Here is a 13,925-nt window from a genome sequence, read left to right on the forward strand (position 1 = left end):
GGCCCCTCGTACGATCGGGAAAGGCTATGGACCAGGATGGTTAACGTTTGGTTTGACTATCGGCGCCCATCGTCGGGGCCGGAACGCAGCACTCTCCAGACTATGAGGGCCGCAAGGAGGCCGCCCGCCAGATTTGCCACCAGTTCGGCGGCATAGATCGCATCAGAGCCCCATTCATCCCTGAAAACCCAGCCAAAAGGCAGCATGACAAGGAACACGCGCGCGGCGCTCTGGGCCAGAGCGAACCCGGCGCGGTCGACGGCGTTGAGCGCGCCATTGGCCACGATCAGAAGGCCGAACCCAACATAGCCCCACACCGAAATTTCGAGATAGCGCGTGAACTGTTCGATGACCGCGGGGTCTTCGGTGAAGAACCGCGCGAACCAGCCTCCCGTGGCATAGAGCAATACCGCTATGCCGAGGCCGTAGGCGATGCAGAACAGGCCCGACCACCACATCGCCCGGCGCGATCGGTCGGCGCGGCGGGCGCCCCAGTTCTGGCCCACGATCGCCCCGATCGAGCCGGACAGCGCGAGCAGCGGGACGACCGCGAAACTCTGCAACCGCCCCGCCGCGCCGAAACCCGCGACGGCGGATTCGCCCTGGCTCGCGAGCAGCGCAGTCAGCACCGAAAGACCGATCGGGTTGATCGCATTGGAGAAGGCGGCCGGCCCCGCCACCGACAGGATTGCCTTGCTCGAGGCACCGACATCGCAGTCGCGGATCGCCGCCGGGTGGATCTGCAACTGCGCCCCCTTGATCAGCCATAGGGCGACGAGAACGGCGATGAAGAACCCCGCAATCGTCGCATAGGCGGCGCCCGCCACGCCGAACCCCGCGATGCCGAAGGCCCCGGTGATCAGGATCGGGTCGAGCACCCAGTTGGCGATCGAGTACGTGATCGAGACATAGCTGGTCTTGCGCGCCTCGCCCTGTCCGCGCAGCACGCCGTTCAGCCCCATCTGCAACAGCATGACCGGCAGCCCCAATGCATAGGGCCGCATATATTGCCCGATCAGGGGTAGCAGGTCTTCCGATGCCTGCATCAGGCGGAACAGCGGGTCGAGGAGGATGTAGAGAACCAGGCCGAGGACCACGCCGGTCGCCAGCGCGAACACCGCGCCGAAATTCGCTCTCCGCTCTGCACGCTCTGAATCGCCTTCGCCCAGCGCGCGGGCGATGACCGAATTGATCCCGACCATGACCCCGACGCCGAGGCTAGAAAGCGCGATGGTGATCGGGAAGATGAAGCTGACCGCCGCCAGCTCTTTTGCCCCAAGCTGGCCGATGAAATAGGCGTCGATCAGGCCGACCGACATGATCGCCGCGACGCCGAATATCATCGGCATGGTCTGGCTTACGAGGTGGCCGCGAATGCTGCCGCGGGTCAGTTTTGCCATCTCGCTCATCGCTTGGGGCGGTAGCGGTCAGCGGCGAGCTTGCCTAGCGCGGAGTCCTGCCCGCTTGCCGACCGCCGTATCCTCATGCGATACAGGTCTCGAAACAAAACCCCTTACGGAGAGACGACGCCATGGCCACGCAGATGAAGACCCGCGATTTCGAATGCAGCGATGCCGAATGGCAGGCGCGGCAGGACCTGGCAGCGTGCTATCGCATTTTCGAGCATCTCGGCTGGGGCGAAAGCATCTATAACCACATCTCGGTTGCCGTGCCGGGCGAGGACGATACTTTCCTCATCAACCCTTTCGGGCTGCTCTATGATGAGGTGACGGCTTCGAACCTCGTGAAGATCGACGTGGAAGGTAACAATGTCGGCCCGTCGCAATATATGGTCAACAAGGCCGGCTTTACCCAGCATGCGTATTTCCACAAGCATCTGGGCACCCGCGCCACTGCGATCTGCCATGTGCACACCACCGCGACCATGGCCGTATGCAGTCACAAGGACGGGCTGGTCCCGACCAATTTCTATGCCTGCAATTTCCAGAACCAGATCGGCTATCACGATTTCGAAGGCGTCACGGTGCGTCCGGAAGAGGGTGAGCGGTTGGTCGAGAATCTGGGCGATCATTCGATCCTGATGCTGCGCAATCACGGCCCGGTGGTGATGGACAAGACCATCCCCGGCATGTTCGTGAAGATGTGGGCGTTGCAGCGCGCCTGCGAGATCCAGATCGCCACGCTCAGCCAGGGTTCGGCCAATATCGTCCCGCAGGAGGTGGTCGATGTGCATCAGCGCGACCTGTCCGTGATGCAGTCGCAGGGCGGGGCGGGCGTATTCGATTTCGAAGCGTGGAAGCGCCGCGTGTCGAAGATCGACGATAGCTGGAAATACTGACGCCTAGCGTCGAGGCGCCCGCTGCATGACCAGCATGACTGTCAACGGGAAGCCGGTGCGCTTTCTGATGGATCCCGACACGCCACTGCTATGGGCGCTGCGCGATGCTGCCAATCTGACCGGCACGAAATTCGGCTGCGGCGAGGGCGATTGCGGCGCCTGCATGGTGCATGTCGACGGCGAGGCGCTGCGATCCTGCCTCATCACCATTGCCGAAGCCGAAGGGCGGTTCATTACCACGATCGAAGGGCTAAGCCGCGATCGCTCGCATCCGGTGCAGCAGGCGATGGTGGCGGAACAGGCAATCCAGTGTGGCTATTGCACGCCGGGAATTGTCATGGCGGCGAGTGCTCTTCTGGCAAAAACGGCGGCGCCAACCGAGGCGGAAATCAAGGCCGGGATACCCAATCTTTGCCGCTGCGGCGTATATCCGAGACTGGTCCGCGCCATCCAGCGCGCGGGCCGCGTGGCCCGGCGCAGCGAGACGATCAGCGCGGCTCCAGCGCCCGGTATCAACGCCGGGGACGCCGCGCGGGAAGTCCCCGCGATCAACGCACCTGCGGACCAGTCGGATTAGGGTGACGAAGGCGACACCCTGTCATCCGGGCTATGTGGCTCCATAACTCTGAAACAAAAGAGTAATTCTGGGATGCGGGCGGGTGACGCATGGTGCTGGACGCCCCCCCGGACAGCACGGCACGACAGGAAACGGCGGGCACCATAGGTACCCGCCGCTCGTGTAGGAAAGCCTGTTATCTTCCGCGAAGGCGGAGGCTTTCGTCAGATTTCTAGGCGCACACCGATCCGCGCGCTGAAGGGTTCGGCGGGCTGGATATTGTTGTTGCCGTGCGCGCTCGGATAGTAGGTTTCGTCGAACAGGTTTTCGATGTTGAGCTGGACGCTGAAGCGATCGTTGACCGTGTAATAGGCCGCCGCATCGACGCGCCAGTAGCTGGGCAGTTCGACCGTGTTCGAGAAGCTGGCGTACTGATCCGCCTGATGGATCACGCCGAGGCCGAAACCGAGTGCTTCGGTCACGTCGAAGCGGTTCCAGGCAGCGATTTGGTGCTTGGGCGTCTGCTGGAGGCGCTGACCGGCGGGGCCGAAGCTGCTGGCCGTGCGCAATTCGCCGTCGAGATAGGTGTAGCCGATATTGGCCTTCCAGAAATCGGTGATCTCGCCCACGGCGCCAATTTCGAACCCGTCGACGCGGCTCTCACCCGTCAGCGTGGTGTTACCGAGGGTGTCGGTGAAGGGGGTCTTGCTGCGATCGAGGCGGAAGATCGCCGCCGTCACCAGCACCTTGTCGAGCGGCGCCCATTTGAGGCCGAGTTCGTAATTGGTGAACTTCTCAGGCTCGAACTGCGCCGAGGTTGGGCTGAGCAGGAGGAACTGGTCGCCCGCCTGCGGCAGGAAGCTCTCCGCATAAGAGGCGTAGATCGACAGGTCCGGGTTCGGCTTGACGATCAGGCCGAGGCGTGGGCTGACCTTTTCGTCCACCCGGTCGCCGCTGATGCCGGTGTTCACATTGACGGTCTCGAGATCGAAGCGATCCCAGCGCAGGCCGCCAACCAGTTCGATATGATCGCCGATCTGGAGCTGTTCCTGGATGTAGAAGCTGAGTGTTTCGAGCTGCGAATCCCGCAGGCGCGCACCCACGTTGAGCGCAAAGGGCGGCACGAAAATCGTGTCGGCCAACGGGGTTTCGTTGGGATCCAGTCCATTCGGGTCCGGCGCGCGGGTGAAACTAACCGTGTCGCGACCATTGAGCGTATCCTGGCGGCTGGCCTCGAAGCCCAGCAGCAAGGTCGATTCGATCGTGTCGCTTCCGGTCTGCCAGACGAGGTTGCCCTGGCCGATCCAGTTTTCGCGATTGGTGTAGTCGCGATAGCCACCGAGGAAGACGGTGTTGTCTACCGTATCGACGCCGGTCGGCAGGATATTGGCATAGACCTTGTCATAATCGGCATACTGCACCGTGGCATTGGCAGTCAGACCGCTGCCGAAATCGTGTTCCAGGCGGACGCGGCCGATATGAACCTGCGCTTCGGCTTCGTTGAAATCGCGATCGCCGAAGAAAGTGTCGTCGAAGCCGCGCAGCGGGCCGGTGCCGCCGACCGACGGCACGCCGCGATCGGTGACGCGCTTGTCATCGTCATACGTATAGCTGGCGATCAGCGTGGTTTGCGGCCCCAACTGAGCGGTCAGGGTCGGCGATATGCCGAAAAAGCGGCCTTCGTAGAAATCGCGGTGGCTGTCGAATTCCTCATAGGTGCCGTTCACGCGCAATGCGACGCCATCGGATAGCGGCTGGTTGACATCGGCCAGCAGGGCGAAGGCGCCGAAGCTGTCGACCGACGCCTCGCCGGAGATGGCCTGCCCCGAGAACTTGGCGCGTTTGGCCACGCGATTGATGGCGCCACCACCAGCGCCGCGACCGAAGATGAGCGCATTGGCCCCCTTGAGCACTTCGACGCGTTCGATGTTGTAGAGCGAGCGGTAATACTGCGCATCGTCGCGCAGACCGTCGATATAGAAATCGGCGGTGCTTTCCTGGCCGCGAATGAACACTTCGTCGCGGTGCCCTTCGCCGGTTTCCATACTGATGCCGGGAACGTAGCGCAGCGCTTCGTTGAGCTGATGGATCGCCTGGTCTTCCAGTTGGTCCTCGGTGATGAAGCTGACGCCCTGCGGAACGTCGATCAACGGGGTAGGCGTCTTGGTCGCACTCGAGCCGTCGTCATTGTCATATCCCGTACCGCGATCGCCGGTAACGACAATGTCGGTCGGCAGATAGTCGCGTTCGGGCTGGTCTGCATCGCGTGCTTGGGCAGCGCTGGCTGTGAAGACGAAGGCTGCACCGGCGAGAAGCGCGGCGCGCGAGACTTGATCCCTCATAATGTACTTTCGAATCCTGCGAATGATTATCAATTGCTCGCGGCCTGCTATTGAGAGCTATTCGCATTTGCAAGCTTCATCTGCGTGAAAAAATCGCAAGGGTCGCTTTCACTGATCGCAACACTCGCTTAGGCGACGGCGCAAACGAAGGAGACTCGACCCATGAAAGCGACCATCTGGCACAATCCCAAATGCGGCACCTCACGCAAGACGCTCGCCATTCTCGAAAACCTTTCGAAGGTGGACGTCGAGGTCGTGGAGTATCTCAAGGACCCGCCCAGCGCCGAAAAGCTCGCGCAGCTTTACAAGGATGCGGGCATCGCCCCGCAGCAGGGCTTGCGCCTGCGCGGAACCGACGCCGAGGAGCGCGGCCTGCCCGCGGCTGACGATGCCACCGTGCTGGCGGCCATGGCGGCAGAGCCCATTCTGATCGAACGCCCGCTGGTGGAAACCGAGAAGGGCGCGCGCCTGTGTCGTCCGCAGGACCGGGTGCTCGAAATCCTCTAGCCGCTCAGCGCCGGTCGAGCGTCAGCGTGCTGTCGGCCTGTAGCGCTCGCGAGCCATAGGCGAAAACGACCACGCACAGGGCGACGATCAGGCCGAAGCCCAGCCAGTCGGAATAGTTGTAGAGCCAGACGCCGAGCGCCGGGGCGTAGATGAAGCTCGCCCCGGCGACCGAGGCGGTGACGCCGCCGGCCTGGCCCTGTTCGGCCCGCGAGACCGCGAGCGATGTGCCCGAAGTATTGCCCGGCCGAAACAGGCCGAAGCCGAGCGAGGCGATCGAATAGCCGAGCGCGATCGTGTGCAGGTTCTGTCCCACGCCCAGCACTACCGTACCGAGCGCCGCAATGGCGATCCCCCATAAAGATGCCGCGCGCGGCCCCAGCTTAAGCCGCGGGATGAGCCCCCATTGGGCAAGCAGGGTGGCAATGGCACCGGCCATGAGGACAAGACCGACCGGACCTGCCCCGGCAGTCGGATCGCCGCGCAGTCCCAGCCGGTCGAGCACGAGGAAGCCTGCGATCCCGAGGATCATCGCCTGGGCATGCCCACCGATCAGGCCCGAGATGACCCACGGGCGCAGGCGCGGCTCGAACCAGCGCAATTTCGCCGGAGCGTTTTGGCTCTCTTCCTGCTCCTCTTTCGAGACCTCGGCGGTCGGGCTGCCTGAATAGGGCGCGTCATAGGCACTGCCACGGGCGGGAAACCGGGGCACGTCGTCGGGCAGCCGCAAGCGCAGGGCAATCAGCGTGACCAGGCCGATCAGCGCGAAGATCAGGAACGGGCCGGCAAGCCCAAAGAAGGGAAGCACCATAAGCGGAGCGAGCGCGGGGCCGATCACCGTCCCCAGGCCGAAGCTGGACGCGACCAGCGACAGCGCCTGCGTGCGCTCCGACCGGGGCGTGCGGCTGGCGACATAGGCCTGGACTGCGGGCGGTGCGGCGCTGCCGAACCCGCCATAGAGGCTGCGGGCAGCCGCGAACAACAGCAAGGCCCAGAAGGCTGGAAGAACCCCCGCAAGCCCCATCCACAGCATGATCCCGCACAGCAGGAAGCTGGCGATGAAGCCGAGCATCCCCAGCGCCATCATCGCCTTGCGCCCACGCCGGTCCGACCGCTGCGCCCAGATCGGGGCGCAGATCACCCATAACAATGCCGACCAGCTATAGGCCAGGCTGATCCAGACATCGTCGACGCCCAGCGAGGTTCCGATGGAGGGCATGACCGACTGCATTGCGGTATTGCCTGCCGCAGTGGTCAACATGACCGTGAACAGCAGCGCCATGCGCCCACGCGGAATGGCGTGCTGCCCGGCCGCCGGAGGCGCCGTATCAGAACTGGTGGGGTCGAAGTCTGCCATTGTGAGGGCGGTAGGGGGGTGCCGGTCAGCTTGCAATGGCGCAGCGAGCCTGCCAGACCGCCACCCCAACGAAATTGTCACAGGGTTTGCGATTTTGACCGGACATCAGGGCTTTGGCGTTATCGAACGCACGAGCTGGCGCAAGCGCGCGGCGCGGCTTTTCGGCCAGTGGGGCGTGTTCTTCCGCGGGTTTCTCGAAGAGCCGCGCATGGTCGGCTCGATCATCCCATCCTCGCGCTTCACCATCCGCAAAATGCTGGCGCCGGTCGATTGGGAGCGGTGCGAAGTGTTCGTCGAATACGGCCCGGGTGTCGGAACCTTCTGCCAGCCCGTCCTCGATCGCTTGCGGCGCGACGGCACGCTGATCGTGATCGACACCAATCCGCTCTATATCGACTATCTCAAGAAGCACTTTACGGACAGTCGTTTCCACGCCGTGCACGGTTCGGCTGCCGATGTGGTCGAGATCGTCGAGGCGCATGGTCACAACGGGGCGGACTACGTTCTTTCCGGCCTGCCTTTCTCGACCCTGCCCGATGGCGTCGGGCCGGCGATCGCGAAATCGACTTACGACGTCATCCGGCCGGGCGGCGCCTTTCTGGTCTACCAGTTCTCGGCCAGGGCGCGTGAGTTCATGGCCCGGCATTTCAAGCGCATCGATAGCGGTTTCGAATTCTGGAACGTGTTGCCGTGCCAACTCTTCTGGGGCTGGAAGGACCGCGAGGACTAATCCTCGGTCGCGGCGTCCGGATTGTCGGACAGACGGCCGAGCTGGGTGTGAACGGCCGCCAGGACGCACACGATGACCACGATCATGATCGCATTGAGCAGGCCTGAAATCACTGCCTCGCCCAGCAGCGCGGCCTGTTCTCCCGCGATCGCGAAGGCCAACCCCAGAACCAGCGAGATCACGATCGAGAGCACCACGAAGGCGGCGAGCAGCAGCAGGTAGAAGAAAAACAGCCGGATGCTGTTGCCGCGGGTCAGCGCCCAGGACCGTTGCAGCGCCCTGATGGGATTGAGTTGACCCTCGATCGCGATCACCGGCGCCGCCAGCGAAAGCTTGGTCACGATGTAGCACACGACCACGAAAGCGATCACGCCGCCCAGCACCGCCAGCGCCGGCAATCCGGTGACTGCGCCGACCCCGATGAGAAGCCCCGCGACAATGGCGAACAGAGCGGTTTGAAGCAGTTGCGCCGCTATGTAGGTCGGGACCGATTTCACCCCGGTCGACAATGCCTCGCCCACAGTGGGATTCGCGCGCCGGCGCACCAGCGCCAGCATGGCCAGCAGCCCAGTACCCTGAACGATTGCGAGTATGAGGTAGACCCACCAATAGCTGGCATAGAGATCGTTGATCGCGCCCATCATCGCGTCCAGGTTGCCGCTCGCCTGGGCAGCCTCGAGATCGCCCATTCCGGGCAAGGCGATCGCCAGCGCGGCATAAGGCAGAAAAAAGAACACGCCGGCAATGACGGCCAGCAGACCCCGATTGCGGGACAGCAGCCCCATGGCGTCTTTCCAAGCGGTGTCGAGATCGAATTTCATGCAGCGGTTCTCCCGTTTGCCCCTTGATAAGCGCTTCTCCAGTCGCCACGCAATCGCGCATGTCGTCCAATTTACCCGAAAATATCGAATGGCATGCCGAAGCGAGGCCAATCGGCTATCGCGAAGCGCTCGAACACATGACCGCTCGCAACCGGGCGATTGCCGAGGGCGAGGCGCGCGAGCAGGTCTGGCTGCTCGAACACCCGCCGGTCTATACTGCCGGAACCAGCGCCGACGGGGCGGAACTGCTCGACCCGCGCTTCGAAGTGATCGAAGCCGGGCGCGGCGGACGCTATACCTATCACGGACCGGGCCAGCGTGTCGGCTATATCATGCTGGACCTGAAAGAGCGGGGCCGCGACGTGCGGTGTTTCGTCCATTCGCTCGAAGGGTGGGTCATCGCCACATTGGCCGATATCGGGGTGGAGAGCTGGCGTAGCGAAGGGCGGATCGGCATCTGGACTCGCGACATTGACGGGCGCGAGGCCAAGATCGGCGCTATCGGTGTGCGGGTAAGGCGCTGGGTAACGATGCATGGATTTTCGGTGAACCTTGCGCCCGATCTGTCTCACTTCACCGGAATAGTCCCCTGCGGCATCGAGGAATTCGGCGTCACCAGCCTGGCGCGGCTCGGAATCGACCTTGCGCCGTCCGCTTTCGATGAGGCATTGCACGCGCGCTTGGGCGATTTCCTCGCATCTCTCGCCGGTCAGGAGTGCTGCTTGCCATGATATTACGGTCTGCCTTTCTACTCGCATGCGGTGCCGCGTTGCTCACCGCATGCAGCAACGAGACCCCGGCGGAGGAAACGGAACAGGAAGCGGATCGCGATGCCAAGGGCGATGTGATCGGCGGTACGATCAGCGACGATATGATCCCGCTGGACCGGCTGCGTTCGCAGTCGCCGCCAGTGCGCGCGGCGCAGGATTCGCCCCAGTCCGAACCCGCCGCTGATTCGGATGACGGCGAGGCAACCGAACCGGAAACCTAATCCTCGCCGAGCAGCCGCCTGGCGCGTTCCAGGTCGCTGCGATCCACGCGCCGGTCGCCTACCGTAAGCATGGTCGCGCCGGGATTGGTCGAGAATGCCGAGACGATCTTGAGCGCTTCGGACATCTCGCTTTCGAGCGGTGCGAAGGCCGCGTTGATCCCGGGAAGCTGCGAAGGATGGATCGCCAACATGCCCGTGAAGCCATCCGCCCGCGCCGCCTCGGCGATACGGGCGCAGACATCGTCATCGCGTGTGTCGCGAAAGGGATGTTCGATCGCGCCGATGCCGCGGGCGTGGGCGACCAACAAGATCTGCGCGCGGGCATAGGCGAACCCATCGCTCCAGCGACCCGCCGGACCACGCAGGCGGCGCGCGCCGAGAGAATGGGCCAGCCCGACGGCGTCCCAAGTCAGTGCGGAAACCCGGGGGTGCAGTTCATCGGCAAGTCGCCCGATCGCCAGGGCGCTGGCGGGGGTCGATCCGAGTTCAGGCATAATGCGGGTAATGTTCGCCGCAAGGCCGCGGTGATCTTCGATTTCGTACAGGACCGAAGCCAGTTGACGGATATCGTCCGCGCCGCGGCACCGGCTCAGCACGATGCCATGCGGCGATCCCTCCATCGCGGCGTCGAGATCCGCGCGCCAGTCGGCGGTGTCCATGCCGCCGATCCTGGCCCAGCGCTGAAATCTGCGCGTGGCCAGAACCTGTTCGCGATGCGAGCGCAGCCAGTTGGCCGCCTCGATTCTGGCTCGTGCCTTCTGCGCCGGCGCGCCGGAGCGAGCGAGATCCAGAACGATTGCATCGGCCCCGGATCCGGCTATCGACTCGAGCGCCTCGCGCTTATCCGTCGGGACCAGGATCCACGAACGCATGACCGCCTCCAAATGATCGCCGCACGGCGAATCACTCGGCGGCAGCTTGCTCTTGCGCAATTAGCACAGGGTAATCGACATACCCTTCGGGACCACGTCCATACCAGCTATGCGGCACGTTTTCATTAGGCGCTATCGCTGCGCCGAGGCGGAAGCGTTCCGGCAGGTCGGGATTGGAGATGAAATCCCGGCCCCAGCTAATCGCGTCGGCCCGGCCCGCCTCGATGTCGGCGACGGCGCCCTCGGGCGAATAGTCGCTGTTGAGGATGAGCGGTCCCGAATAGATCTGGCGGATGAGCGGGCTCTGTTTGGGAACCTCGGTGGCCCCGAACGTCCCGTCCGGTCCCGGCTCGCGCAGCTCGAGAAAGGCGATGCCGAGATCCTCGATCACCCTGGCTGCGGCGCCGAAGGTTGCTGCGGGATCGCTGTCGTCGCACCCTTGCGTTTCGCCATTGGGTGACAGACGAACGCCGACGCGGTCCGCACCCCAGACATCGACGAGCGCGGTGAGCACTTCCCGCAGGAAGCGGGTACGGTTTTCCGGGCTGCCGCCATATTCGTCGGTGCGCAGATTCGTGCTGTCGCGCAGGAACTGGTCCACCAGATAGCCATTCGCCCCGTGTAGCTGAACGCCGTCGAAGCCTGCCTTCTTGGCGTTTTCGGCAGCGTGGCGGTAGTCTTCGACGATCCGCCTGATGTCCTCGGTCGTCGCCTCGCGCGCCTGTTCGTAATCCTTGCGGCCCTCGAACGTGTGCGCATGACCCGGCGCGGTCGTCGCGCTGGCCGAAACCGGCGGATTGCCGCCGAGGAACAGCGGGTGGACGAGGCGACCCATATGCCACAGCTGGAGGACGATAAGCCCCCCTTCCTCGTGCACTGCATTGGTGACCAGTTTCCAGCCCTCGACCTGTTCTTCGCTCCAGATACCGGGCGCCGCAGGCCAGCCGAGACCCTCGACGCTGATGCCGGTCGCTTCCGAAATGATCAATCCGGCGCTCGCCCGCTGGCGATAGTAGGTCGCCATCATTTCGTTGGGGACCGAGCCGGGCTGGGTCGAGCGACCGCGCGTGAGCGGTGCCATGAAAACGCGGTTTCTGGCTTCGAGTGCGCCCATGGTGAGCGGCTGGAACAGGGTATCGTGCATGCGGGGACAAATCCTTTTTGCTGGCGCGACTTGGCCCTTGAGCTAAGGGCGGCCCATGAGCAGCGCAACCATGCCACCGGACAAGAATGGCTTTCAGGCAAGTGCGTGGCACTTTGTCGCGCTGATCGCTGGAAACGTTGCGCTTGCGCTGGGGCCTTGGCTGGTGCGCCTGTCGGATAGCGGGCCGGTTTCGGCCGCCTTCTGGCGCCTGTTGCTGCCCGTTCCGATCCTGGCGTTCCTGGCGTGGCGTGCGCGGTCACCCGGCCCGCTCGACCGCAGGCTGGCGCTTCTGTGCTTGATGGGCGGCGCCTTTTTCGCCCTTGATCTGGCTAGCTGGCACGTAGGTATCGAACAGACCCGGCTGGCGAATGCGACGCTGTTCGGCAATTCCGGCGGGGTTATCCTGATGATCTGGGGCCTGATCGCGGCGCGCAGGGCGCCCACGGGGAAAGAAGGCGCCGGGGTGCTGGCGGCGCTGATCGGGGCGGCGATTCTGCTTGGCCGCAGCCTGGAGATTTCGGCCGCTACTTTTGTCGGAGACCTGTTCTGCCTGGCGGCGGGCGTGTTCTATGCCTTCTACCTCCTGCCCGCGCAGCGTGCCCGGGCAGTGCTTGGGCCATGGACGGTTTTGCTGCTGGTCAGCCTCGCGGCTGCGCCATTGCTCCTCGGCATGGCGCTCGCTGCGGGGGAACCTATCCTGCCGGGCGAGGCCGGTTGGACGCCGCTGGTGACCCTTGCCGTCAGCAGCCAGGTGGTCGGGCAGGGCCTGCTGGTTTTCTCGCTGCGTCATTTCCCGCCGCTCATCATCGGCATGGCCTTGCTGACACAGCCTGCCCTCGCGGCGCTTGTCGGCTGGCTGGCGTTCGGCGAAATGCTCGTCCCGCTCGACATTTTGGGTATGGTTCTGGTCGGCGCGGCGCTCGTCTTGGCGCGGGCGCCAGGCCGGGGCGGTCGGGTGCGCTAAGCCATCACCAGAAGGACTGGTTGAACTGGGCCACATGGGTCTCGAACCGCTCGAGATCCGGGCCGACGAGGATCAGACGCGCCTGTTGCGCCAGGTGCTCCGCTTCTTTCTTGAGCAGACCCTGCCGCCGTTCGTCCTTGATCGGCACTGCCGTGTTGGCGAGCGTGTCGAGCATCACTTCCGCAGCGATCGGCGAACTGGCCACGGCACTGCGGATCGCCCCGAACCCGCGCTTCACATAGTGATCGAAATCGTCCGGGACGGGAATGACGGGGCAATCATCCCTATCTTCGCCGCAAATATCCTTGCGCAAATCGCGTCGGCCGATCTCCGCCGTCGCGGCGCCAAGCCAATGGAGCGCGGTGATGGCCGTGAAGGGGTCGTTGATGCCGGGCGACAAGGCGCGCAAACCGATCTCGACCAGTTCGTCGATAAGAAACTGTGGGTCCTGTTCGGGCGTGCGTGTCGAACCGAGCGTGAAGCAATCGCGCACGCGCTCCTCGATACATTCGGGCTCGCAGCCCTCTATGTCCATGAAAGGCACATCGCGGTGCACGAAATCGCCGGTGCGCACGCGGAGCGAAAAGGTGCAGCCACAGTCGCGGGCGATCTTCGCCAGTTCCTCGAAGTCGATCAGTTGGACATAACCGGTTCCCCAGGCAGTGATCGGCTTGCCGGCAACGGACTCGACGGCATCGCCGAAGGTGTCCTCGACCGGATAGGTTTCGCGGATTGCCTCCAGCAGGCGTTCGCCGATGCCCTTGAGCACCTTGTTGATGCGGATACTCGAGGGAATATGGTTGAGAAAGAAGACCAGCACGGCCACGCACAGGCCCATGAGAATATAGGCAACCAAGAGCGAGAGCTGCGGGGTAAAACCGGGCAGGGCCGTGGCTGCGGCATCCGCGCCGGTCGCCGCGGTCTCGTCCTCCGCCCGAACGGCGCGCAGCACGATGATCGCATAGACAAAGCTGCCGATGAAGGTCGCGAGGCTGAGCTGGTTGCCGCGATCCTCCATGAAATTGGTCAGCAGGCGTGGCCCGTAATTGCCGCTGGCATAGGCGACCGCGGCAATGGTGATCGAGAACACTGTCGACGCGACCCCGATCATGCTGCCTGCCATGACGGTAAGCATATCGGCTGCGCCCTTGGGGCGGGCGGGCACGATCCAGTCCACGTCGTTCAGAAACTCTGCGAAACCGGCCCGATCGACCGCCACCATCGCAAACGCCAGCGCCGCCGCAACGAGCGAGAACAGCGCCGGATAGAACCAGTAATTCGCGTTTAGCCGTGCCCAGAAAAAACGTATGTCGGCGGTCAAGCGGGCATCCCCTGCCAGTTGCGG

The 13,925-nt window shown here is 63.8% G+C and carries 14 protein-coding genes; 7 read left to right on the plus strand and 7 right to left on the minus strand.

Annotated elements, in window-relative coordinates:
- Positions 1-56: 56 nt before the first annotated feature.
- A complete protein-coding gene (locus tag MUY37_RS14625) occupies positions 57-1,400 on the minus strand; it encodes an MATE family efflux transporter (protein ID WP_499196090.1) in 1,344 nt (447 codons plus the stop codon).
- 131 nt (positions 1,401-1,531) lie between these two features.
- Between MUY37_RS14625 and MUY37_RS14630 the strand changes: the two genes are divergently transcribed.
- Entirely contained in the window at positions 1,532-2,299 is a 768-nt protein-coding gene (locus MUY37_RS14630) for a class II aldolase/adducin family protein (protein ID WP_499196091.1), read from the plus strand.
- Between the two features lie 25 nt (positions 2,300-2,324).
- A complete protein-coding gene (locus MUY37_RS14635) occupies positions 2,325-2,876 on the plus strand; it encodes a (2Fe-2S)-binding protein (protein WP_499196092.1) in 552 nt (183 codons plus the stop codon).
- 203 nt (positions 2,877-3,079) lie between these two features.
- Here MUY37_RS14635 and MUY37_RS14640 read toward each other — a convergent pair whose 3' ends face one another.
- The gene (locus MUY37_RS14640; protein WP_499196093.1) at positions 3,080-5,197 is read right to left on the minus strand and encodes a TonB-dependent receptor; all 2,118 of its coding nucleotides are present in this window, start codon (positions 5,195-5,197) and stop codon (positions 3,080-3,082) included.
- A gap of 162 nt (positions 5,198-5,359) precedes the next feature.
- Here MUY37_RS14640 and arsC point away from each other — a divergent pair, with 162 nt between their 5' ends.
- On the plus strand, positions 5,360-5,704 hold the full coding sequence (gene arsC / locus MUY37_RS14645) for an arsenate reductase (glutaredoxin) (protein ID WP_499196094.1): 345 nt from the start codon (positions 5,360-5,362) through the stop codon (positions 5,702-5,704).
- A 4-nt stretch (positions 5,705-5,708) separates the two neighbouring features.
- Here arsC and MUY37_RS14650 read toward each other — a convergent pair whose 3' ends face one another.
- A complete protein-coding gene (locus tag MUY37_RS14650; protein WP_499196095.1) occupies positions 5,709-7,058 on the minus strand; it encodes an MFS transporter in 1,350 nt (449 codons plus the stop codon).
- 121 nt (positions 7,059-7,179) lie between these two features.
- Between MUY37_RS14650 and MUY37_RS14655 the strand changes: the two genes are divergently transcribed.
- Positions 7,180-7,788 (plus strand): class I SAM-dependent methyltransferase, encoded by a 609-nt coding sequence (locus tag MUY37_RS14655; RefSeq protein WP_499196139.1) that lies wholly within the window; start codon positions 7,180-7,182, stop codon positions 7,786-7,788.
- On the opposite strand, the gene MUY37_RS14660 is transcribed toward MUY37_RS14655, so the two are convergent.
- Positions 7,785-8,609 carry a glycerophosphoryl diester phosphodiesterase membrane domain-containing protein gene (locus tag MUY37_RS14660; protein WP_499196096.1) on the minus strand — a complete coding sequence of 275 codons (825 nt, stop codon included), beginning with the start codon at positions 8,607-8,609 and terminating at the stop codon, positions 7,785-7,787. The two genes, MUY37_RS14655 and MUY37_RS14660, sit on opposite strands and share 4 nt — an antisense overlap.
- 59 nt (positions 8,610-8,668) lie before the next feature.
- Between MUY37_RS14660 and lipB the strand changes: the two genes are divergently transcribed.
- Together lipB and MUY37_RS14670 are read left to right on the plus strand one after the other, a co-directional pair.
- Complete coding sequence (gene lipB, locus MUY37_RS14665; protein ID WP_499196097.1) at positions 8,669-9,340, plus strand: lipoyl(octanoyl) transferase LipB; 672 nt, start codon at positions 8,669-8,671, stop codon at positions 9,338-9,340.
- On the plus strand, positions 9,337-9,600 hold the full coding sequence (locus MUY37_RS14670) for a hypothetical protein (protein WP_499196098.1): 264 nt from the start codon (positions 9,337-9,339) through the stop codon (positions 9,598-9,600). Before lipB ends, MUY37_RS14670 begins: the two co-directional genes overlap by 4 nt.
- On the opposite strand, the gene MUY37_RS14675 is transcribed toward MUY37_RS14670, so the two are convergent.
- A complete protein-coding gene (locus MUY37_RS14675; protein WP_499196099.1) occupies positions 9,597-10,472 on the minus strand; it encodes an HpcH/HpaI aldolase/citrate lyase family protein in 876 nt (291 codons plus the stop codon). The genes MUY37_RS14670 and MUY37_RS14675 overlap by 4 nt on opposite strands.
- A gap of 31 nt (positions 10,473-10,503) precedes the next feature.
- Entirely contained in the window at positions 10,504-11,616 is a 1,113-nt protein-coding gene (locus tag MUY37_RS14680) for an alkene reductase (protein WP_499196100.1), read from the minus strand.
- 55 nt (positions 11,617-11,671) lie between these two features.
- Between MUY37_RS14680 and MUY37_RS14685 the strand changes: the two genes are divergently transcribed.
- The gene (locus MUY37_RS14685; protein ID WP_499196101.1) at positions 11,672-12,580 is read left to right on the plus strand and encodes a DMT family transporter; all 909 of its coding nucleotides are present in this window, start codon (positions 11,672-11,674) and stop codon (positions 12,578-12,580) included.
- Between the two features lie 4 nt (positions 12,581-12,584).
- Here the strand turns inward: MUY37_RS14685 and MUY37_RS14690 are convergent, their stop codons facing one another.
- Complete coding sequence (locus tag MUY37_RS14690; protein ID WP_499196102.1) at positions 12,585-13,901, minus strand: DUF2254 domain-containing protein; 1,317 nt, start codon at positions 13,899-13,901, stop codon at positions 12,585-12,587.
- Positions 13,902-13,925 lie beyond the last annotated feature (24 nt).

The organism is Qipengyuania sp. ABI-127-1, assembly GCA_022953095.1.
GTDB lineage: Bacteria > Pseudomonadota > Alphaproteobacteria > Sphingomonadales > Sphingomonadaceae > Qipengyuania.

Coding starts and splice junctions, on each gene's coding strand:
- MUY37_RS14625 (WP_499196090.1), bottom strand. CDS start 1,400: ATGGCAAAACTGACCCGCGGCAGCATTCGCGGCCACCTCGTAAGCCAG.
- MUY37_RS14630 (WP_499196091.1), top strand. CDS start 1,532: ATGGCCACGCAGATGAAGACCCGCGATTTCGAATGCAGCGATGCCGAA.
- MUY37_RS14635 (WP_499196092.1), top strand. CDS start 2,325: ATGACCAGCATGACTGTCAACGGGAAGCCGGTGCGCTTTCTGATGGAT.
- MUY37_RS14640 (WP_499196093.1), bottom strand. CDS start 5,197: ATGAGGGATCAAGTCTCGCGCGCCGCGCTTCTCGCCGGTGCAGCCTTC.
- arsC (WP_499196094.1), top strand. CDS start 5,360: ATGAAAGCGACCATCTGGCACAATCCCAAATGCGGCACCTCACGCAAG.
- MUY37_RS14650 (WP_499196095.1), bottom strand. CDS start 7,058: ATGGCAGACTTCGACCCCACCAGTTCTGATACGGCGCCTCCGGCGGCC.
- MUY37_RS14660 (WP_499196096.1), bottom strand. CDS start 8,609: ATGAAATTCGATCTCGACACCGCTTGGAAAGACGCCATGGGGCTGCTG.
- lipB (WP_499196097.1), top strand. CDS start 8,669: ATGTCGTCCAATTTACCCGAAAATATCGAATGGCATGCCGAAGCGAGG.
- MUY37_RS14670 (WP_499196098.1), top strand. CDS start 9,337: ATGATATTACGGTCTGCCTTTCTACTCGCATGCGGTGCCGCGTTGCTC.
- MUY37_RS14675 (WP_499196099.1), bottom strand. CDS start 10,472: ATGCGTTCGTGGATCCTGGTCCCGACGGATAAGCGCGAGGCGCTCGAG.
- MUY37_RS14680 (WP_499196100.1), bottom strand. CDS start 11,616: ATGCACGATACCCTGTTCCAGCCGCTCACCATGGGCGCACTCGAAGCC.
- MUY37_RS14685 (WP_499196101.1), top strand. CDS start 11,672: ATGAGCAGCGCAACCATGCCACCGGACAAGAATGGCTTTCAGGCAAGT.